Origin of the sequence: Pseudomonas sp. M2, from assembly GCF_015751845.1 — a bacterium.
In the GTDB taxonomy this organism is placed as follows: domain Bacteria; phylum Pseudomonadota; class Gammaproteobacteria; order Pseudomonadales; family Pseudomonadaceae; genus Aquipseudomonas; species Aquipseudomonas putida_E.
The window spans coordinates 2,850,032-2,866,832 of sequence record NZ_JADOUD010000001.1 but is presented as its reverse complement, the minus strand read 5'-3'; the positions used below and the strand labels follow the sequence as shown (position 1 = coordinate 2,866,832).

The 16,801-nt window shown below is 62.4% G+C and carries 14 protein-coding genes; 9 read left to right on the top strand and 5 right to left on the bottom strand.

What is annotated here, in order from left to right; translation table 11 throughout:
• The first annotated feature begins 11 nt into the window (after positions 1–11).
• From IWW33_RS13250 to IWW33_RS13215, 8 genes are all read left to right on the top strand, one after another.
• Entirely contained in the window at positions 12–806 is a 795-nt protein-coding gene (locus IWW33_RS13250; RefSeq protein WP_046787561.1) for a carbon-nitrogen hydrolase family protein, read from the top strand.
• A 65-nt stretch (positions 807–871) separates the two neighbouring features.
• On the top strand, positions 872–3,154 hold the full coding sequence (pqqF, locus tag IWW33_RS13245; RefSeq protein WP_174141940.1) for a pyrroloquinoline quinone biosynthesis protein PqqF: 2,283 nt from the start codon (positions 872–874) through the stop codon (positions 3,152–3,154).
• Positions 3,155–3,323: 169 nt separating this feature from the next.
• On the top strand, positions 3,324–3,395 hold the full coding sequence (gene pqqA, locus IWW33_RS13240; RefSeq protein WP_008365141.1) for a pyrroloquinoline quinone precursor peptide PqqA: 72 nt from the start codon (positions 3,324–3,326) through the stop codon (positions 3,393–3,395).
• Between the two features lie 89 nt (positions 3,396–3,484).
• On the top strand, positions 3,485–4,396 hold the full coding sequence (pqqB, locus tag IWW33_RS13235; RefSeq protein ID WP_046787559.1) for a pyrroloquinoline quinone biosynthesis protein PqqB: 912 nt from the start codon (positions 3,485–3,487) through the stop codon (positions 4,394–4,396).
• A gap of 9 nt (positions 4,397–4,405) precedes the next feature.
• Positions 4,406–5,161 carry a pyrroloquinoline-quinone synthase PqqC gene (pqqC, locus tag IWW33_RS13230; RefSeq protein WP_046787558.1) on the top strand — a complete coding sequence of 252 codons (756 nt, stop codon included), beginning with the start codon at positions 4,406–4,408 and terminating at the stop codon, positions 5,159–5,161.
• A complete protein-coding gene (gene pqqD / locus IWW33_RS13225; RefSeq protein ID WP_012316584.1) occupies positions 5,158–5,433 on the top strand; it encodes a pyrroloquinoline quinone biosynthesis peptide chaperone PqqD in 276 nt (91 codons plus the stop codon). Before pqqC ends, pqqD begins: the two co-directional genes overlap by 4 nt.
• A complete protein-coding gene (gene pqqE, locus IWW33_RS13220) occupies positions 5,405–6,553 on the top strand; it encodes a pyrroloquinoline quinone biosynthesis protein PqqE (protein WP_119687876.1) in 1,149 nt (382 codons plus the stop codon). Before pqqD ends, pqqE begins: the two co-directional genes overlap by 29 nt.
• Entirely contained in the window at positions 6,519–8,342 is a 1,824-nt protein-coding gene (locus IWW33_RS13215) for a S9 family peptidase (RefSeq protein WP_174141941.1), read from the top strand. Before pqqE ends, IWW33_RS13215 begins: the two co-directional genes overlap by 35 nt.
• 31 nt (positions 8,343–8,373) lie before the next feature.
• Here IWW33_RS13215 and IWW33_RS13210 read toward each other — a convergent pair whose 3' ends face one another.
• Both IWW33_RS13210 and IWW33_RS13205 read right to left on the bottom strand, forming a co-directional pair.
• Entirely contained in the window at positions 8,374–8,532 is a 159-nt protein-coding gene (locus tag IWW33_RS13210; protein WP_012316587.1) for a YqaE/Pmp3 family membrane protein, read from the bottom strand.
• 193 nt (positions 8,533–8,725) lie between these two features.
• Complete coding sequence (locus IWW33_RS13205; protein WP_115273048.1) at positions 8,726–10,006, bottom strand: aminotransferase class III-fold pyridoxal phosphate-dependent enzyme; 1,281 nt, start codon at positions 10,004–10,006, stop codon at positions 8,726–8,728.
• A gap of 208 nt (positions 10,007–10,214) precedes the next feature.
• On the opposite strand from IWW33_RS13205, the gene IWW33_RS13200 reads away from it, so the two are divergent.
• On the top strand, positions 10,215–11,138 hold the full coding sequence (locus tag IWW33_RS13200) for a LysR family transcriptional regulator (protein WP_119687879.1): 924 nt from the start codon (positions 10,215–10,217) through the stop codon (positions 11,136–11,138).
• Between the two features lie 259 nt (positions 11,139–11,397).
• Here the strand turns inward: IWW33_RS13200 and IWW33_RS13195 are convergent, their stop codons facing one another.
• The 3 genes from IWW33_RS13195 to IWW33_RS13185 form a co-directional block, all read right to left on the bottom strand.
• The gene (locus IWW33_RS13195) at positions 11,398–13,176 is read right to left on the bottom strand and encodes an acyl-CoA dehydrogenase C-terminal domain-containing protein (RefSeq protein ID WP_174141942.1); all 1,779 of its coding nucleotides are present in this window, start codon (positions 13,174–13,176) and stop codon (positions 11,398–11,400) included.
• A gap of 123 nt (positions 13,177–13,299) precedes the next feature.
• Complete coding sequence (locus IWW33_RS13190) at positions 13,300–14,583, bottom strand: GGDEF domain-containing protein (protein ID WP_115273049.1); 1,284 nt, start codon at positions 14,581–14,583, stop codon at positions 13,300–13,302.
• 211 nt (positions 14,584–14,794) lie between these two features.
• Positions 14,795–16,600, bottom strand: coding sequence for a phenylacyl-CoA dehydrogenase (locus IWW33_RS13185; protein WP_174141943.1), 1,806 nt, complete (start codon positions 16,598–16,600; stop codon positions 14,795–14,797).
• Positions 16,601–16,801 lie beyond the last annotated feature (201 nt).

The window sequence follows — 16,801 nt, the reverse complement described above, 5'->3', positions numbered from 1 at the left end:
AAGGAGGCAGCATGCGCATCGCTCTGTTCCAGGGCACGCCCAACCCGCTGGACGTGCCCGGCAACCTGCAACGGCTGCGCCACCAGGCGCAGTTGGCGGCCGAGCGCGGCGCGCAGTTGCTGGTGTGTCCGGAGATGTTCCTGAGCGGCTACAACATCGGGTTGGCACAGGTAGAACGCCTGGCAGAGGCCGATGATGGCCCGTCGGCCATGGAGGTGGTGGAGATCGCCCAGGCGCATCGCATCGCCATCGTCTACGGCTACCCCGAGCGCACTGACGATGGCGCGATCTACAACAGCGTGCAACTGATCGACGCCCATGGCCGCAGCCTGTGCAATTACCGCAAGACGCACCTGTTCGGTGAGCTGGACCGCGCCATGTTCAGCCCCGGTGCCGACCACTTTCCGGTGGTCGAGCTGGAGGGCTGGAAGGTGGGGCTGCTGATCTGCTACGACATCGAGTTTCCGGAGAATGCCCGGCGCCTGGCGCTGGATGGCGCTGAGCTGATCCTGGTGCCGACCGCAAACATGACCCCGTATGATTTTGTCTGTCAGGTGACCGTGCGCTCCCGGGCCCAGGAAAATCAGTGCTACCTGGTGTATGCCAACTATTGCGGGGCCGAGGGCGAGATCCAGTACTGCGGCCAGAGCAGCATCATCGGGCCGGATGGCAGCCTGCTGGCCATGGCCGGTCGGGATGAGTGCCAGCTGCTGGCACAACTGGAACATGAACAGGTGGTGCAGGGCCGCAAAGCGTTTCCTTACCTCGCAGATCTGCGCCAGGAATTGCACCTGCGGCGGGGCTGAGAACAGCCTTTGCCGGCGGTCAGGCCAACTAATTTGTTAGCATGAGTGCTTACCCCGGAGCCCCCATGCCTGATGCCACTCGCCACCTCGTATTAGCCAACGGCCTGCAGCTCACCCTGCGCCATGCCCCGCGGCTCAAGCGCTCGGCTGCTGCGCTGAGGGTCCACGCGGGCAGCCACGATGCTCCGGCAAAATGGCCTGGGCTCGCGCACTTTCTCGAGCATCTGTTCTTCCTCGGCACTCCTCGATTCGCCTTGGATGACGGCCTGATGCGCTACGTCCAGACCCTCGGCGGGCAGGTCAACGCCAGCACCCGCGAACGCACCACAGATTTCTTCTTTGAAGTCCCGCCCGCAGCCTTGGCCGGCGGGCTGGAGCGCCTTTGCCAGATGCTCGCCGAACCCGACCTGGGTAGCGAACGCCAGCGCCGCGAGCGTGAAGTGATCCATGCCGAATTCATCGCCTGGTCGCGCAACCCTAAGGCCCAGAAGGATTTTGCCCTGCTGCAATCAGTGTCGGCTGGCCATCCGCTAGGCGGTTTTCATGCTGGCAACCGGTATACCCTGGCGTTGCAGGATCCTGCCTTTCAGCGGGCCCTCACAGATTTCCATCAACGCTACTACCACGGTGGCCAGATCACCTTGAGCCTGTGTGGGCCGCAACCGCTGGATGAGCTCGAACAGCTTGGCAGGCACTACGCTGGTTTGTTTGCCTTCGGCGAACGCACGCCACAAACACCGCCACCTGCCCTGTCGAACACGAACACAGCCCTGGTATTCACCCATGAAAACCTGCCCCTTGGTGGCGAACGAGCATTGGAGTTGCTGATTGCCGGTTTGAGCGACAGCAGGCCGGGCACCTGGCTGGATGCACTGCGCCAGCGCAGCTGGCTGCAAACTTTCAAGGCAGAAATGCTGTACGCCTTCGCCGGGCAGATGCTCTGGCACATCGAGCTCGAACTCAGCGCAGACGCCTGCGCAGAGGAAGTACACGCCCTGCTGCACGGATGGTTCGGCTTTATCCGGCAATCCGGCCCGGCGGACCTGAACGCCGAGTTCGGCCTTCTGCAACAGAGCCGCGAACGCAACGCCAGCCCCCTCGAGTTGGCCCGCCGTGACAGCGCAGGCCAGCCATTGGCGGCACTTGATGCACAAGCACTCTGCGCACTTCAGGCACTGCTCGAAGGCCTGCCATCGCGCAAGCATGGGCAATGGCAGCTGCCAGCACCCGAGCCTTTGCTGTTTACCGGCTTGCCCCCCACGCAGACGCCTCAATTGCCTGCAGCGCTGACGGTCAGTGAACAACTGCCGGCGGCACGCCAATACGGGGCAGTTCACCTGCGCTGGCAAGTGCCTTCGGCCCTGCGCCAGGGCTTGCACGCCGTGCTCGAACGCGCCCTGCAGCCGCTACAGGCGCGATGCGAGCGTGCCGCGTTGCAACTGCAGTTCAGTGCCGCAGGCGAAAATTGGCAGCTGCGTTGCACTGGCCTGCCCGCAGCGGTCACGAGGGCCGTCGAACTCGCGATGGCGTGCTTGCGTTCGCCCGCTGACTGGGAGCCTGCGACACAACAGCCCCCCTTGCTGATCCCGATCAGGGCCCTGCTCAACCAACTGCCAGATGCACTCACCGGCGCAGTGCCAAAGCCCGAACCAACCCGCGCGCTCAATCAACAGGCACTCGACGATGCATGGCAGCACAGCCGATGGCATGGCCTGGCTGTGGGGTTCGACGCAACCGCCCTGCAGGCCCTGAGCGCAGCATTGCAAGGCTGCCCCGGGCAGTTTGGCATGCCGGTACCTCCGCCCGACTGGCACGGCCGCCGCTGGCATCACGCCAAGGTGCCGGGCAGCGAACCCGCACTGTTGCTTTTTTGCCCCGTGCCTGACCATCAGCAAGCCTGCGGCCGGCTTCTCGCCCAGTTGCTGCAAGGGCCCGTGTACCAAAGGCTACGGGTGGAATTGCAGCTGGGTTACGCCGTATTCAGTACCTTTCGTCAGGTCGAGGGCATCGGCGGGCTGCTGTTCGGCGTGCAATCGCCCCGTGCCACCCACGCCGAGATCCTCGGTCACCTGCTCACCCTCCTGCGCCAAGGTGTATGTCTCGACGCTGCTGCACGGCAAAGGTTGGCGGCGCAGTTCGACGAGCCAGCCATGGCCAACGCGGAGCTTGCCGATTGGGCATGGCAGACACACTTGGCTACACTACCCGACGATCTGCCCGCGTTACGCGTGGCTATCCTGAAGACGCAACAGGCGCATCTGGACGATTTGCTGGGCCGCTTGCTCGCAGCCGATTCACCCTTGCTCTGCCTGGCCAATGGGCCTGCGCCAGCGGGGGCCTGGCACTGATCCGGGGTCAATTGTTACGTATACCGCAAGGGCGCTTTTCGAAGAATTAACCTTTCGGTACAAGATTTTCTTGTAAGATAACGCTATCTCAGCCGCCGGAACCTTCGGCGCGAGGCGACGCCAAACAAATAGCTGAACCCTCTACCCTAACCCGGAAGGAGCAAAAACCATGTGGACCAAACCTGCATACACTGACCTGCGTATCGGCTTCGAAGTGACCATGTACTTCGCAAGCCGCTAAGCACTGCCTGCGTTTCAACGCCTCGGCCAGCCGGGGCGTTGTCGTTTTTTCGGCTACGGTTCTTCGGACAGTTCGGATAGAGAGCAACCATGTACATCCAGATTCTCGGTTCCGCCGCCGGCGGTGGCTTCCCGCAGTGGAACTGCAACTGCGCCAACTGCAAGGGCTATCGCGATGGCAGCCTGCGCGCCACGGCACGCACCCAGTCGTCGATTGCCCTGTCCGACGACGGTGTGCACTGGATCCTGTGCAACGCCTCACCCGACATCCGTGCCCAACTGCAGGCCTTCGCGCCAATGCAGCCGGCCCGTGCCCTGCGCGACACCGGCATCAATGCCATCGTCCTGCTCGACAGCCAGATCGACCACACCACCGGCCTGCTCAGCCTGCGCGAAGGCTGCCCGCATCAGGTCTGGTGCACCGACATGGTCCATCAGGATCTCACCACCGGCTTCCCGCTGTTCAACATGCTCAGCCACTGGAACGGTGGCCTGCAGTGGAACCGCATCGAGCTCGAGGGCAGCTTTGTCATCCCGGCCTGCCCCAACCTCAGGTTCACTCCGTTCCCGCTGCGCAGCGCCGCACCGCCTTACTCCCCGCACCGCTTCGACCCACATCCGGGCGACAACCTGGGGCTGCTGGTGGAAGACACCCGCACCGGCGGCAAGCTGTTCTACGCGCCCGGCCTGGGCCAGGTCGACGACAAGCTGCTGGCAATGATGCACGGCGCTGACTGCCTGCTGGTCGACGGCACGCTGTGGGAGGATGATGAAATGCAGCGCCGCGGCGTCGGCACCCGCACTGGCCGCGAAATGGGTCACCTGGCGCAGAACGGCCCCGGCGGCATGCTCGAGGTGCTGGACGGTTTCCCACGCCAGCGCAAGGTACTTATCCACATCAACAACACCAACCCGATTCTGGACGAAGACTCCCCCGAACGCGCCGAGGTCCAGCGCCGCGGTGTGGAAGTCGCCTTCGACGGCATGAGCATCGAGTTGTAAGGAGGCCCGATGAGCGAGGCACTGCCACTGTCGCCTGCCGAATTCGAGCAGGCCCTGCGCGCCAAGGGCGCCTACTACCACATTCATCACCCCTATCACGTGGCGATGTACGAAGGGCGCGCTACCCGCGAACAGATCCAGGGCTGGGTAGCCAACCGCTTCTACTACCAGGTGAACATCCCGATGAAGGATGCCGCGATCCTGGCCAACTGCCCGGACCGCGAAGTGCGCCGCGAGTGGATCCAGCGCCTGCTCGACCACGACGGAGCCCCGGGCGAAGACGGTGGTATCGAAGCCTGGCTGCGCCTGGGCCAGGCCGTGGGGCTCGACCCGGACCAGCTGCGTTCCCAGGAGCTGGTGCTGCCAGGTGTGCGCTTCGCCGTCGATGCCTACGTGAACTTCGCCCGCCGTGCCAGCTGGCAGGAAGCGGCCAGCAGCTCGCTGACCGAACTGTTCGCCCCACAGATCCACCAGTCGCGGCTGGACAGCTGGCCGCAACACTACCCGTGGATCGATCCTGCCGGCTACGAGTACTTCCGCACCCGCCTGGGCCAGGCCCGGCGCGATGTCGAGCACGGCCTGACGATCACCTTGCAGCACTACACCACCCGGGCGGGCCAGGAGCGTATGCTGGAAATCCTGCAGTTCAAGCTGGATATCCTCTGGAGCATGCTCGACGCCATGAGCATGGCCTACGAGCTGCACCGCCCGCCGTATCACACCGTCACCCAGCAACGGGTATGGCACAAGGGGATTGCCCTATGAGTTTCGACCGCAAGCAAGTGCCGAACTGGCGCCCCGGTTACCGGTTCCAGTACGAACCGGCGCAGAAAGGCCACGTGCTGCTCTACCCTGAGGGCATGATCAAGCTCAACGACAGCGCCTCCCTCATAGGCGGCCTGATCGACGGCAAACGTGATGTGAACGCGATCATCACCGAGCTCGAACAGCAATTCCCTGGTGTGCCCGAAGTCGCTGATGACATCGAGCAATTCATGGAGGTGGCCCGTGGCGAACACTGGATCACACTCGCCTGAGGTACCGGTCGGCCTGCCGCTGTGGCTGCTGGCCGAACTGACCTATCGCTGCCCGCTGCAGTGCCCGTACTGCTCCAACCCCCTCGACTTCGCCGAACAGGGCAAGGAGCTGTCGACCGCGCAGTGGTTCAAGGTGATGGCCGAGGCCCGTGAAATGGGTGCCGCGCAGATCGGCTTTTCCGGCGGTGAGCCGCTGGTGCGCCAGGACCTCGCCGAGCTGATCGGCGAAGCGCGCCGGTTGGGTTACTACACCAACCTGATCACCTCCGGCATCGGCCTGACCGAGGCACGTATCGCCAACTTCAAGGACGCCGGCCTGGACCACATCCAGATCAGTTTCCAGGCCAGCGACGAGCAGGTGAACAACCTGCTGGCGGGGTCGAAAAAGGCCTTCGCACAGAAGCTGGAGATGGCCCGGGCAGTGAAAGCCCATGGCTATCCGATGGTGCTCAACTTCGTCACCCACCGGCACAACATCGACAAGATCGACCGCATCATCGAGCTGTGCGTAGCGCTGGAAGCCGACTTCGTCGAACTTGCAACCTGCCAGTTCTATGGCTGGGCGCACCTCAACCGCCTGGGCCTGCTGCCGACCCGTGAGCAGCTTGAGCGCGCTGAACGCATCACCAACGAGTACCGTGCAAAGCTCAAGGCCGAAGGCAACCCGTGCAAGCTGATCTTCGTCACGCCGGACTACTACGAGGAGCGCCCCAAGGCCTGCATGAATGGCTGGGGCAGCCTGTTTTTGACCATCACGCCGGACGGCACTGCCCTGCCCTGTCATGGCGCACGTCAGCTGCCGGTGCAGTTCCCGAATGTCCGCGATCACGACCTCAAGCACATCTGGTACGACTCGTTCGGCTTCAACCGTTTCCGTGGTTATGACTGGATGCCCGAGCCCTGCCGCTCGTGCGACGAGAAAGAAAAGGACTTCGGCGGCTGCCGCTGCCAGGCCTTCATGCTCACCGGCGATGCCAGCAACGCCGACCCGGTGTGCGCCAAGTCGAGCGACCACGGCATCATCCTCAAGGCCCGCGAGGAGGCAGAAACAGCCGACCTCGCCATTGAACAGATGACCTTCCGTAATGAGCGCAACTCACGTGTCATTGCCCGCGGGTGAATTCAGTGCCGCGCAGGCTGTCGCCGCCGGCACCGATTTCGCCGAACTCAAAGCCAGCCCCCAAGGCCTGTTCTGGAATGAATTTCGCCCGGCCGACGGTGCTTGCCGCATCTGGTGCTGGCGTGACCAGCAGGCACGCTGCCTCACGCCTGACGGCTTCAGCGTGCGCAGCCGGGTCTATGAATACGGTGGAGGCAGTTTCTGCCTGAGCGATGACGCAGTGGTGTTCGTCAACGAGAAGGACCAGCAGATCTATCACCAGGGACTTGATGGCGCGCCACCGCATGCGTTGACCCAGAATGCCCAATGCCGTTACGGCGACCTGCAATGGCACGACGGCCAAGTGCTGGCGGTCGAGGAGTGCCATGGCGAGAGTGTGGAACATCGCCTGGTGGCATTGGGTGAGACCGCCGTTGAAGTGCTCGCCGCAGGCGCTGATTTCTATGCATCCCCCACGATCAGCGCCGATGGCACACGCCTGGCCTGGATCGAATGGGACCGGCCGGCGCAGCCATGGACAGTCACACGGCTGATGTGTCGCGAACGGCAAAGTGACGGTAGCTGGGGCGCGGCGCGCTGCATCGCGGCGAATGACGAGTCCCTCCAGCAACCTCGCTTCGACGCGCAAGGGCGCTTGTACTGCCTGTCCGACCGTAATGGTTTCTGGCAGCCCTGGGGCGAGTTGGGCGGGCTATGGCAAGCCTTGCCCGCCGAGCCTGCAGACCACGCTGCCGCACCCTGGCAACTGGGCAACAGCACCTGGCTGGCAATCGGACCACAAAGCTACCTGGCCAGCTGGTTCGAAGGTGGCGTTGGGCAACTCGGGCTACGCACCGTCGACGGCCAGATGGAGCGTTTCGCCAGTGCCTATAGCCGTTTTCGTAGCCTGGCCATCGACGCCGGGCATCTCTACGCAATCGCTGCCTCGCCGATCAGCCCGCCAGCCGTCATTGCCATTGACCGGGCAAGCCACGAAGTACGGGTTCTGGCAGGCGGCGCCGAGTTACTGCCAGCCGATTGCATCAGCCAGCCGCAATCCATCCTCTACGACAGTGGCGGCGAGGTTTCCCATGGTTTCTTTTACCCGGCAGCCGGCGCCAAAGGGCCTTCCCCGCTGGTGGTGTTCATCCATGGTGGGCCAACCTCAGCCTGCTATCCGGTCCTGGACCCACGGGTTCAGTACTGGACCCAGCGTGGCTTCGCCGTTGCCGACCTGAACTATCGGGGCAGTACTGGTTATGGTCGCGAATATCGCCAGGCCCTGCACTTGCGCTGGGGCCAGAGCGATGTACAGGATGCCTGCGCGGCGGTCGAACACCTGGCCGAACGCGGTTTGATAGACCCCCGCAAAGCCTTCATACGTGGCGGCAGTGCCGGCGGTTATACCACCCTGTGCGCCCTGGCGTTCCATGACGTCTTCCGTGCCGGTGCCAGCCTCTACGGGGTGAGTGACCCGGTTGCGCTTGGCCGCGCCACGCACAAGTTCGAAGGCGATTACCTCGACTGGCTGATCGGTGACCCGCAACAGGATGCCGAGCGCTATCGCCAACGTACTCCACTGCTGCATGCCGAGCAGATCAACGTACCGGTGATTTTCTTTCAGGGTGAACTGGATGCTGTGGTGGTGCCGGAGCAGACGCGCTCGATGCTTGAAGCGTTAACGGCCAATGGCATCGAGGCCGAGGGGCACTTCTATGCGGGCGAACGGCATGGCTTTCGAAAGGCCGAAAACCTTGCACATGCCCTTGAGGAGGAATGGAAATTCTATTGCCGGGTGCTGGCCCTGTGAAACCTGGGGCCGCGATGCGGCCCCAGCAGATTCAGCGCTTGGCGATGATATACACCGCATGCACGATACCCGGAATGTACCCCAGCAAGGTCAGCAGGATATTCAGCCAGAACGCCCCGCCGAAGCCGACCTGCAGAAACACACCCAGCGGCGGCAGGATGATGGCGATGATGATGCGAATGATGTCCATGCAAGTTTCTCCTCAAAGGGTCTAAACAGAGACTAGCTGGGCATCACAGAGGTTCCACTGGTGCACGTCGCGGTTTTTTGCAGGCCGCAGCCGCCTCGCAAAGGCCTGCCACACCACAAAAAAAACGCCCCGGGCCAAATGAATCAGGCCAGGGGCGATGCGCAGGAACGCCAGACGGTTCGTAGAATTCTTATCAGGCCGAGACTTCACGGCGGGCATGCTGCTGCGCGTGCAGGCGTGCGAAGGCCCGGGCCAGGCGCAGGAGCATTTCATCGATATTGCCTTTGCTCACCGTCAGCGCCGGTGTAAAACGCACCACATCGGCCTGCGGCGCATTCAATAGCAGGCCCTCGTGCAAGGCTGCCTGCACCAGGTCCTTGGCCAGATGTTCCTGCAACTGAAGCGCCCAGAGCAGCCCTTGGCCGCGCACTTCGCCCTGGCCATAGCGGCCGGCCAGGCGGCTCAGGCCATCGCGCAGATGGCGGCCACTGTCCTGGACATGCTCGAAAAAGCCCGGCTCCAGTACGGTATCCAGTACCGCAAGGCCTGCAGCGCACATCAGCGCATTACCGTGGTGGCTGCCCTCCAGCTCGCCGGGGGCCGCGCAGCAAGCGGTACCACGAGCAAGCAAGGCCGCCAGCGGCACGCCGGCTCCCAGGCCTTTGCCCAAGGTAATGATGTCAGCGCGCACCCCGTAGGTTTCCTCGGCCAGCAATGCTCCGCAGCGGCCAATGCCGGTCTGCACCTCGTCAAGGATCAGCAGGATGCCCAGCTCACGGCACAACCGCTCGACGCCTTTGAGGTATTCCCTTGTCGCGGGAATCACGCCTGCCTCGCCCTGGACCGGCTCGAGCATGATTGCCACAGTTCGCGAGTCGACTTCTGCATGCAGCGCCGCCAAGTCATTGAATGGCACTTTGCTGAAACCCGGCAGGCCGGGTTCACAGCGGTTGCACGGCAGCGGATCGGATGCCGACAGGGCCCCCAGGCTGCGGCCATGGCAGCCCTGGCTGGCAGTGATGATGTGATAAGCGCCGTTGCGGTGCAGCTGGCCCCATTTGCGCGCCAGCTTGATCGCCCCCTCGCAGGCCTCGGCGCCACTGTTGAGCAGGTACGCCTGATCGCTACCGGTGCTCTGGCACAAGCGGTTGGCCAGCGTCAGCAAACCACGGCTATGGAAACCGGCCCCTGGGTTGATCAACGCCTGGGCCTGATTGCCCAGCGCCTTGACCAACACGCTGGGGCTGTGGCCCAGGCTGTTTACCGCGCCGCCCTGGGTAAAATCCAGGTAAGCATGCCCTTGGTTGTCCCACAACCAGGAGCCTTGGCCACGCACGAACACTTGTGGCGCACGTTCGGCGCCGGGCATCAGGCGCTCGCGGGACAACGCCGATGCGTCTGGCACGCTTACCGGCGCACGCTTGGGCACGACAGCCGCGGCGGGGGCCGATCGGCGCAGGTTGAACAGGTTCATCGGGGGCTCCGGCCAGTCACGGCAAAGGGCAACGTCCGGTCTTGGCGCCGGCGCTTGATAATTTTGCCTTTCCTATCAAAAGTGTTTCTCAAACGGGGTAACAATGCGCGAATTGATCGCTGTAACCCGCTGGAATACGGCGATAGACTAGGCCTCGGCGGCGCTTGCGGCCATTCCGTTTTTTCAGCTTTTTCGATAAGTAATACTTATGGATTTTCGCCAACTGCGTTATTTCGTCGCGGTGTATGAAGAAGGCCATGTCGGCCGCGCTGCTGAACGCCTGTCACTGTCTCAGCCGGCCCTCTCGCAGCAGATCCGCCAGCTTGAGCACAGCCTTGATCTGAGCCTGTTCGAGCGCAGCAACAAGCGCCTGCTGCCGACCTTGGCGGCCCACACCCTGTACAACCACGCCCTGCCCCTGCTCGATGGGCTGCAGCGCGCCCACGAAGCGATGCGCAACTTCAAGGGCCAGTCCTTGCGCACGCTGGCCATCGGCGTACTACAGACGGTTCGGCCGAGCCTGGTGCCGCAGTTGCTTGAGCGGTTGCGCAAGGCCCAACCGCATCTTGTGGTACAGATCTATGAGCTGTCGGGGCTGGAAATCGAACGACGCCTGCTCAACGGCAACCTGGATATCGGTATCAGCTACCTGCCGCCACGCCAACCTGGGCTACACGGCTTGCTACTGTACGAAGATGAACTGCAGCTGGTGATCCCTGATACCCATCCGTTGAAGGACTTCAAGAAAGTCTCTATCAGACAAGCTGCAGAACTGCCGATGCTGATGCTTGGCGAGGAGTTCCAGATCCGCCAGATCTGGAAGCAACAGTTGGCCAGCCTGGGGCGCAGGCCGCAGGTTCAGGCGGAGATGAACAACATGGGCGGCATTCTCGACAGCCTGGCCCACACCGCACTGGCCACTATCCTGCCTGGCCGCGCCAAGGAGGCTGCCGACGATGACCAAGGGTTGCTGTGGAAACCATTGAGCGAGCCGCGGGTGCCGTTGAAGGTTGGCCTGGTATTTCGCGATGCCCAGCGCCAGCAGGCATCGGTCGAGTTGCTGCGCACGCTGCTCGAGGAAGAAGCCGACACACGGCAACTGGGGGCTTCACCGCTGGATGTGCTTGGCTGAAATACACGCGCGCAAAGAAAACCCCGCCGAAGCGGGGTTTTCCCAGACTTTTTCCCTGTGACATCCCTATCGCCCCACCGTCCTGGCAGGAAATCCTTCGTTTGTCCCTGTTCTGTCCTTTGCGCTTCCTGCGCAACGTCCATGTAGCAAGATTAGCCGTGGATCCAATCTGACACCAGTGGCGAAAAGTCACCGCGTGATGTAGGAAAATGCTTACAAACAACGTTCATCAACAAACGGCGGGCGTGTATCCCAGTCGTCAGAACTGCTCGGCATCCAGCAAGTACAACGACTCGCTCCCCGCCTTGACCGAAGCCACCAGCGAATCCACCCGCGGCAGCAGCCTGGCGAAGTAGAACCGCGCCGTCCCCAGCTTGGCCGAGTAGAACGCCTCATCGCCCTCGCGCGCCTTGGCCGCCCGCGCCATCAACGCCCACATGTAGGCATAGGCGACATAGCCAAAGGCATGCAGGTACTCGACCGACGCAGCACCAATCTCATTCGGGTTGCCCTTGGCCTGCTCCAGTACCCACTCGGTAAGGCCGTCGAGTTGATCGAGGTAGGCACCCAGCGGTTTGGCGAACTCATCCAGGTCGCCACCCGCGCTGGCAATGAACTGGCGAATCTCCTCAGAGAACAGCTTGTAGTAGGCACCACCACTGGCCACCACCTTGCGGCCCATCAGGTCCAGGGCCTGAATACCGTTGGTGCCTTCATAGATCTGGGTAATGCGCACATCGCGTACCAGTTGCTCCTGGCCCCACTCGCGAATGTAGCCATGGCCACCGAACACCTGCTGGCCATGCACCGCACACTCAAGGCCCAGGTCGGTGAGGAACGCCTTGGCTACCGGCGTCAACAGCGCCACCAGCTCTTCACTGCGTTTGCGCGTACCCGGCTCTTCGCTGTACTTGGCGCTGTCCAGCTGCATTGCCACGTACGTGGAGAAGGCGCGGCCACCTTCGATCAGCGCTTTCATGGTCAGCAGCATGCGGCGCACATCCGGGTGGACGATGATCGGGTCGGCCGCCTTTTCCTTGGCCTGCGGGCCGGTGGGCGCACGGCTCTGCAAACGGTCGCGGGCATACTCGACGGCATTCTGGTAGGAGCGTTCGGCCGTGGCCAACCCCTGAATGCCCACGCCCAGGCGCTCGTAGTTCATCATGGTGAACATCGCCGCCAGGCCCTTGTTCGGCTCGCCGACGATGTAACCTACAGCTTCATCGAAGTTCATCACACACGTTGCCGAAGCCTGGATACCCATTTTGTGCTCGATCGAGCCACAGGTAGCCGGGTTACGTGCCCCAAGGCTGCCGTCATCGTTGACCAGGAACTTGGGCACCAGGAACAGCGAGATGCCCTTTGGCCCGGCCGGTGCGTCAGGCAGCTTGGCCAGCACCAGGTGGATGATGTTTTCGGTCAGGTCGTGTTCGCCGCCAGTAATGAAAATCTTGGTGCCGCTGACCTTGTAGCTGCCATCGGCCTGGGGCTCGGCCTTGGTCCGGATGATGCCAAGGTCGGTACCGGCATGCGGCTCGGTCAGGCACATGGAACCTGCCCACACGCCGGAATACATGTTCGGCAGGTACTTTTCCCTGAGCGCTTCGCTGGCGTGGGCGTTGATCGACAGGCAGGCACCCGCAGTCAGCATCGGGTACAGGCCGAACGCCAGGCTCGACGCGTTGACCATTTCTTCAACCTGGGCCGAAATCGCCTTGGGCATGCCCATGCCACCGTACTGGGGATCGCCGCCCACACCCACCCAGCCGCCCTCGGCGTAAGTGTTGTAGGCCTCGATGAAGCCAGCCGGGGTGCTTACCGCACCGTTTTCCCAGTGACAGCCCTCTTCGTCAGCCGCTCGGCTGAGCGGGGCGATGGACTTGCTGGTGACCTTGCCTGCTTCTTCCAGCACGGCAAGTGCGGTTTGCGCATCGACCGTTTGGGCCAGCTCAGGCAATTGCGCCCACAGCTCTGCCACGTTGAAGACTTCATTCAGAACGAAGCGCATGTCGCGCAGCGGCGCTTTATATTCAGCCATGACAACCTCTCGCTGGTGGGGTCGGGGCGGTCTCGAAGGACCGCAGCACGGGGTTGAATCCAGTGTAACCGAACAACTTTTGCGAGACATAGGGTCATCACGCGACCATATAGTCAATTATGGTCACGCAGTGCGAACGGCTCCGCGCCGTGATTGTTGGCCGTAAACCATGACACAGTTACGGCCGGCACCTTTGGCGCTGTAAAGCGCCTGGTCGGCTGACTTGAGCACTTCTTCGGGGTTGCGGTGTTCGATAAGGCGTTCAGCGACGCCGATACTGATGGTCACCGATACCGTGCCAGCACCACTGCCGCTGCGGCGCTGGCGCCCGGCGGAATCGTCCTGTGGCCGGTTGTTCTGGTCACGCAGTTGCATCGTGTAGTTGGCGATCATCTCGCGCACGGCTTCCACATGCGGCACGCATTCCTCGGCGGTCTTGCCGGCGAAGACCAAGGCAAATTCCTCGCCACCGTAGCGGTAGGCGCGCCCACCACCGGTGACCTTCGACAGCCGGCTGGCGACCAGGCGCAATACCTGGTCACCGACATCGTGGCCATGGGTGTCGTTGAATTTCTTGAAGTGATCGACGTCGGTCATGGCAATCACGTAGTTGCGCCCCAGGCGCTGCATGCGTTCGTTCAACGCGCGCCGCCCAGGCAGGCCGGTCAGTTCGTCACGGAAGGCCATCTGGTAGGCCTCGTGAGAGACCGCCGCAGCGATCATCAGCATTACCTGGCTGCACATGATGTTCAGCGTGAACGGCAGGATGAACGTCTTGGGCAGCATCCAGAAGATACCGATCAGCCCGATGATCTGGGCCGCATGCAAGGGCCTTGGCTCACGCAGGTACTGCACCACCAGCAGCATGAAGACACCGATGAACAACGGGTAGACCATCTGGATCAGGCTCATCCACTGCCCATGCAGCGACGGCCAACGGATTTCCGCCAACCAGGCCAGCAGTGCCTGGGGAAAACTTTGCTCCAGTGCCACTGCCACGCTACCCACAGCGAACAGCACAGCAAACCGGGCAAGCAGGTCCTGGGCCAGGTGGGTGCGCTCCTGCCAGGCGCCAAATAGCCCGAACAATGCAGGCAGCAGCAGGCACACCAGATGGAAAATCACCGCTGCGTCCTCGCGCACACGCCCATGGTCACGGTAGTAGTCGGTCTGGGTATCGAGCAGAAAGTAGGCGATGTACACCGTGACCATCAAGAACAGCTCACGCTGGCGACGGTAGACCGCGCAGTAGGCGCCACCCAGCAGCAGGACCAAGGTGGGCAGGACATTGAACAGTGATGTGAAGAAGACGCTGAGGTCTCTCACGTATGCCGCCGCAAGCCCTGCCAGCAAGAGGAACAGCGAAGGCAGGAAGTGGCTTGCGCGTACAGCGTTTAAACGAAACAAGGGTAATCTCCGACCCGGCAGATCAATAATGGCATTGTGCCTTTACTTCATCGGCAGCGCACATGAATAGATGAATGCACGGGGGGTTAACGGCAGCAGGGGCGGAGGGCTTGAGCTTTTCTTGTAACCGGATCTTGGGGCGTAGCGGCCCCAAAAATACGAAAACCCGCCTGCCGGTGAAGGCAAGCGGGTTTCAGTGACGCCTTGCGGCTTAGTAGGACAGGCCGAAGTGCTCTTCGTCCATCGCCATCAGGTTGCTGGCACCGGACAGCATGGTCGCCACGTGCGTGCGGGTACGCGGCAGGATACGCTGGAAGTAGAAGCGCGCCGTCTGCAGCTTGGCGGTGTAAAAGGCTTCTTCCGAAGTGCCGGCAGCCAGCTTCTCGGCAGCCAGGCGTGCCATGTCGGCCCAGAAGTACGCCAGGCACGCATAACCGGAGTACATCAGGTAATCCACCGATGCAGCGCCTACTTCTTCGCGGTCCTTCATGGCGGCCATGCCCACTTTCATGGTCAGTTCGCCCCATTCCTTGTTGATCGCAGCCAGCGGCTCGACGAACTCCCTGACCGCCTCATTGCCTTCCTGCGCCTGGCAGAACTTGTGCACGATCTTGGTGAAGCCCTTGAGCGCTTCGCCCTGGGTCATCAGCACTTTGCGGCCCAGCAGGTCGAGGGCCTGAATGCCGGTAGTGCCTTCGTACAGCATGGAGATACGGCTGTCGCGCACGTTCTGCTCCATGCCCCACTCGGCGATGAAGCCGTGGCCGCCGTAGATCTGCACGCCGTGGTTGGCCGCCTCGAAGCCGACTTCGGTCATGAAGGCCTTGGCGATCGGGGTCAGGAAGGCCAGCAGGGCGTCGGCCTTCTTGCGCTCTTCCTCGTCCTGGCTGTATTTGACGATATCCACCTGCTTGGCGGTGAAGTAGACCATGGCGCGGTTGCCTTCGGCGAAGGCCTTCATGGTCAGCAGCATGCGGCGAACGTCCGGGTGCACGATGATCGGGTCAGCAGCCTTGTCAGGCGCTTTGGGGCCGGTCAGCGAACGCATCTGCAGGCGGTCACGGGCGTACTTCAGGCCACCCTGGAAGGCCACCTCGGCATGTGCCAGGCCCTGCAGCGCGGTGCCCAGGCGGGCGGTGTTCATGAACGTGAACATGCAGTTCAGGCCCTTGTTGGCTGGGCCGATCAGGTAGCCGGTGGCGCTGTCGAAGTTCATCACGCAGGTAGCGTTGCCGTGGATGCCCATCTTGTGCTCGAGCGAGCCGCAGCTCACGCCGTTGCGCTCACCCACGCCGCCTTCGGCGCTGGGCAGGAACTTCGGCACGATGAACAGCGAGATACCTTTGGTGCCGGCTGGGGCATCCGGCAGGCGGGCCAGCACGATGTGGACGATGTTATCGGCCATGTCGTGTTCGCCGGCAGAAATGAAGATCTTGGTGCCGGAAATGCTGTAGGAGCCGTCAGCTTGCGGCTCGGCCTTGGTGCGCAGCATGCCCAGGTCGGTGCCGCAGTGCGGTTCGGTCAGGCACATGGTGCCTGTCCATTCGCCCGATACCAGTTTGGTCAGGTAGGTTTCCTGCTGCTCTACAGTACCGTGCGCAGAAATGGTGTTCATCGCACCATGGGACAGGCCCGGGTACATGCCCCACGACCAGTTCGACTCACCCACCATCTCGCTCAACGCCAGGCCCAGCGACTCTGGCAGGCCCTGGCCGCCATGGGCGACATCATGGGCAAGGCTTGGCCAGCCGCCTTCGACGAACTGCTCGTAGGCCTGCTTGAAACCGGTCGGGGTCTTCACGCCGGACTCGCTCCAGGTGCAGCCTTCCAGGTCACCGACACGGTTCAGCGGGGCCAGCACCTGCTCACAGAATTTCGCGCCTTCTTCGAGGATCGCGTCGACCATGTCGGGCGTTGCGTCCTGGCAACCCGGCAGGCTCTGATAGTGCGCCTCATAGCCAAGCAGCTCGTCGCGAACGAAGCGAATATCACGCAAGGGGGCTTTGTAATCAGGCATTGCGATGAACCTCTGTGATGAGTCCGGTAGGGAGACCGCTGATACCGACCAGCTCTTGCCGGCTTTCGGTCAAACAGTTGTTTGAAACTTACGTTTAGGACTGACCGATGTCAAGGAGGGACTATGGTGCCATTTATGCCGCGAAACATGGCGTTTATGCCATCGCCTGAAAAGACGCCCACGACAATGGCAGCGGGCCTG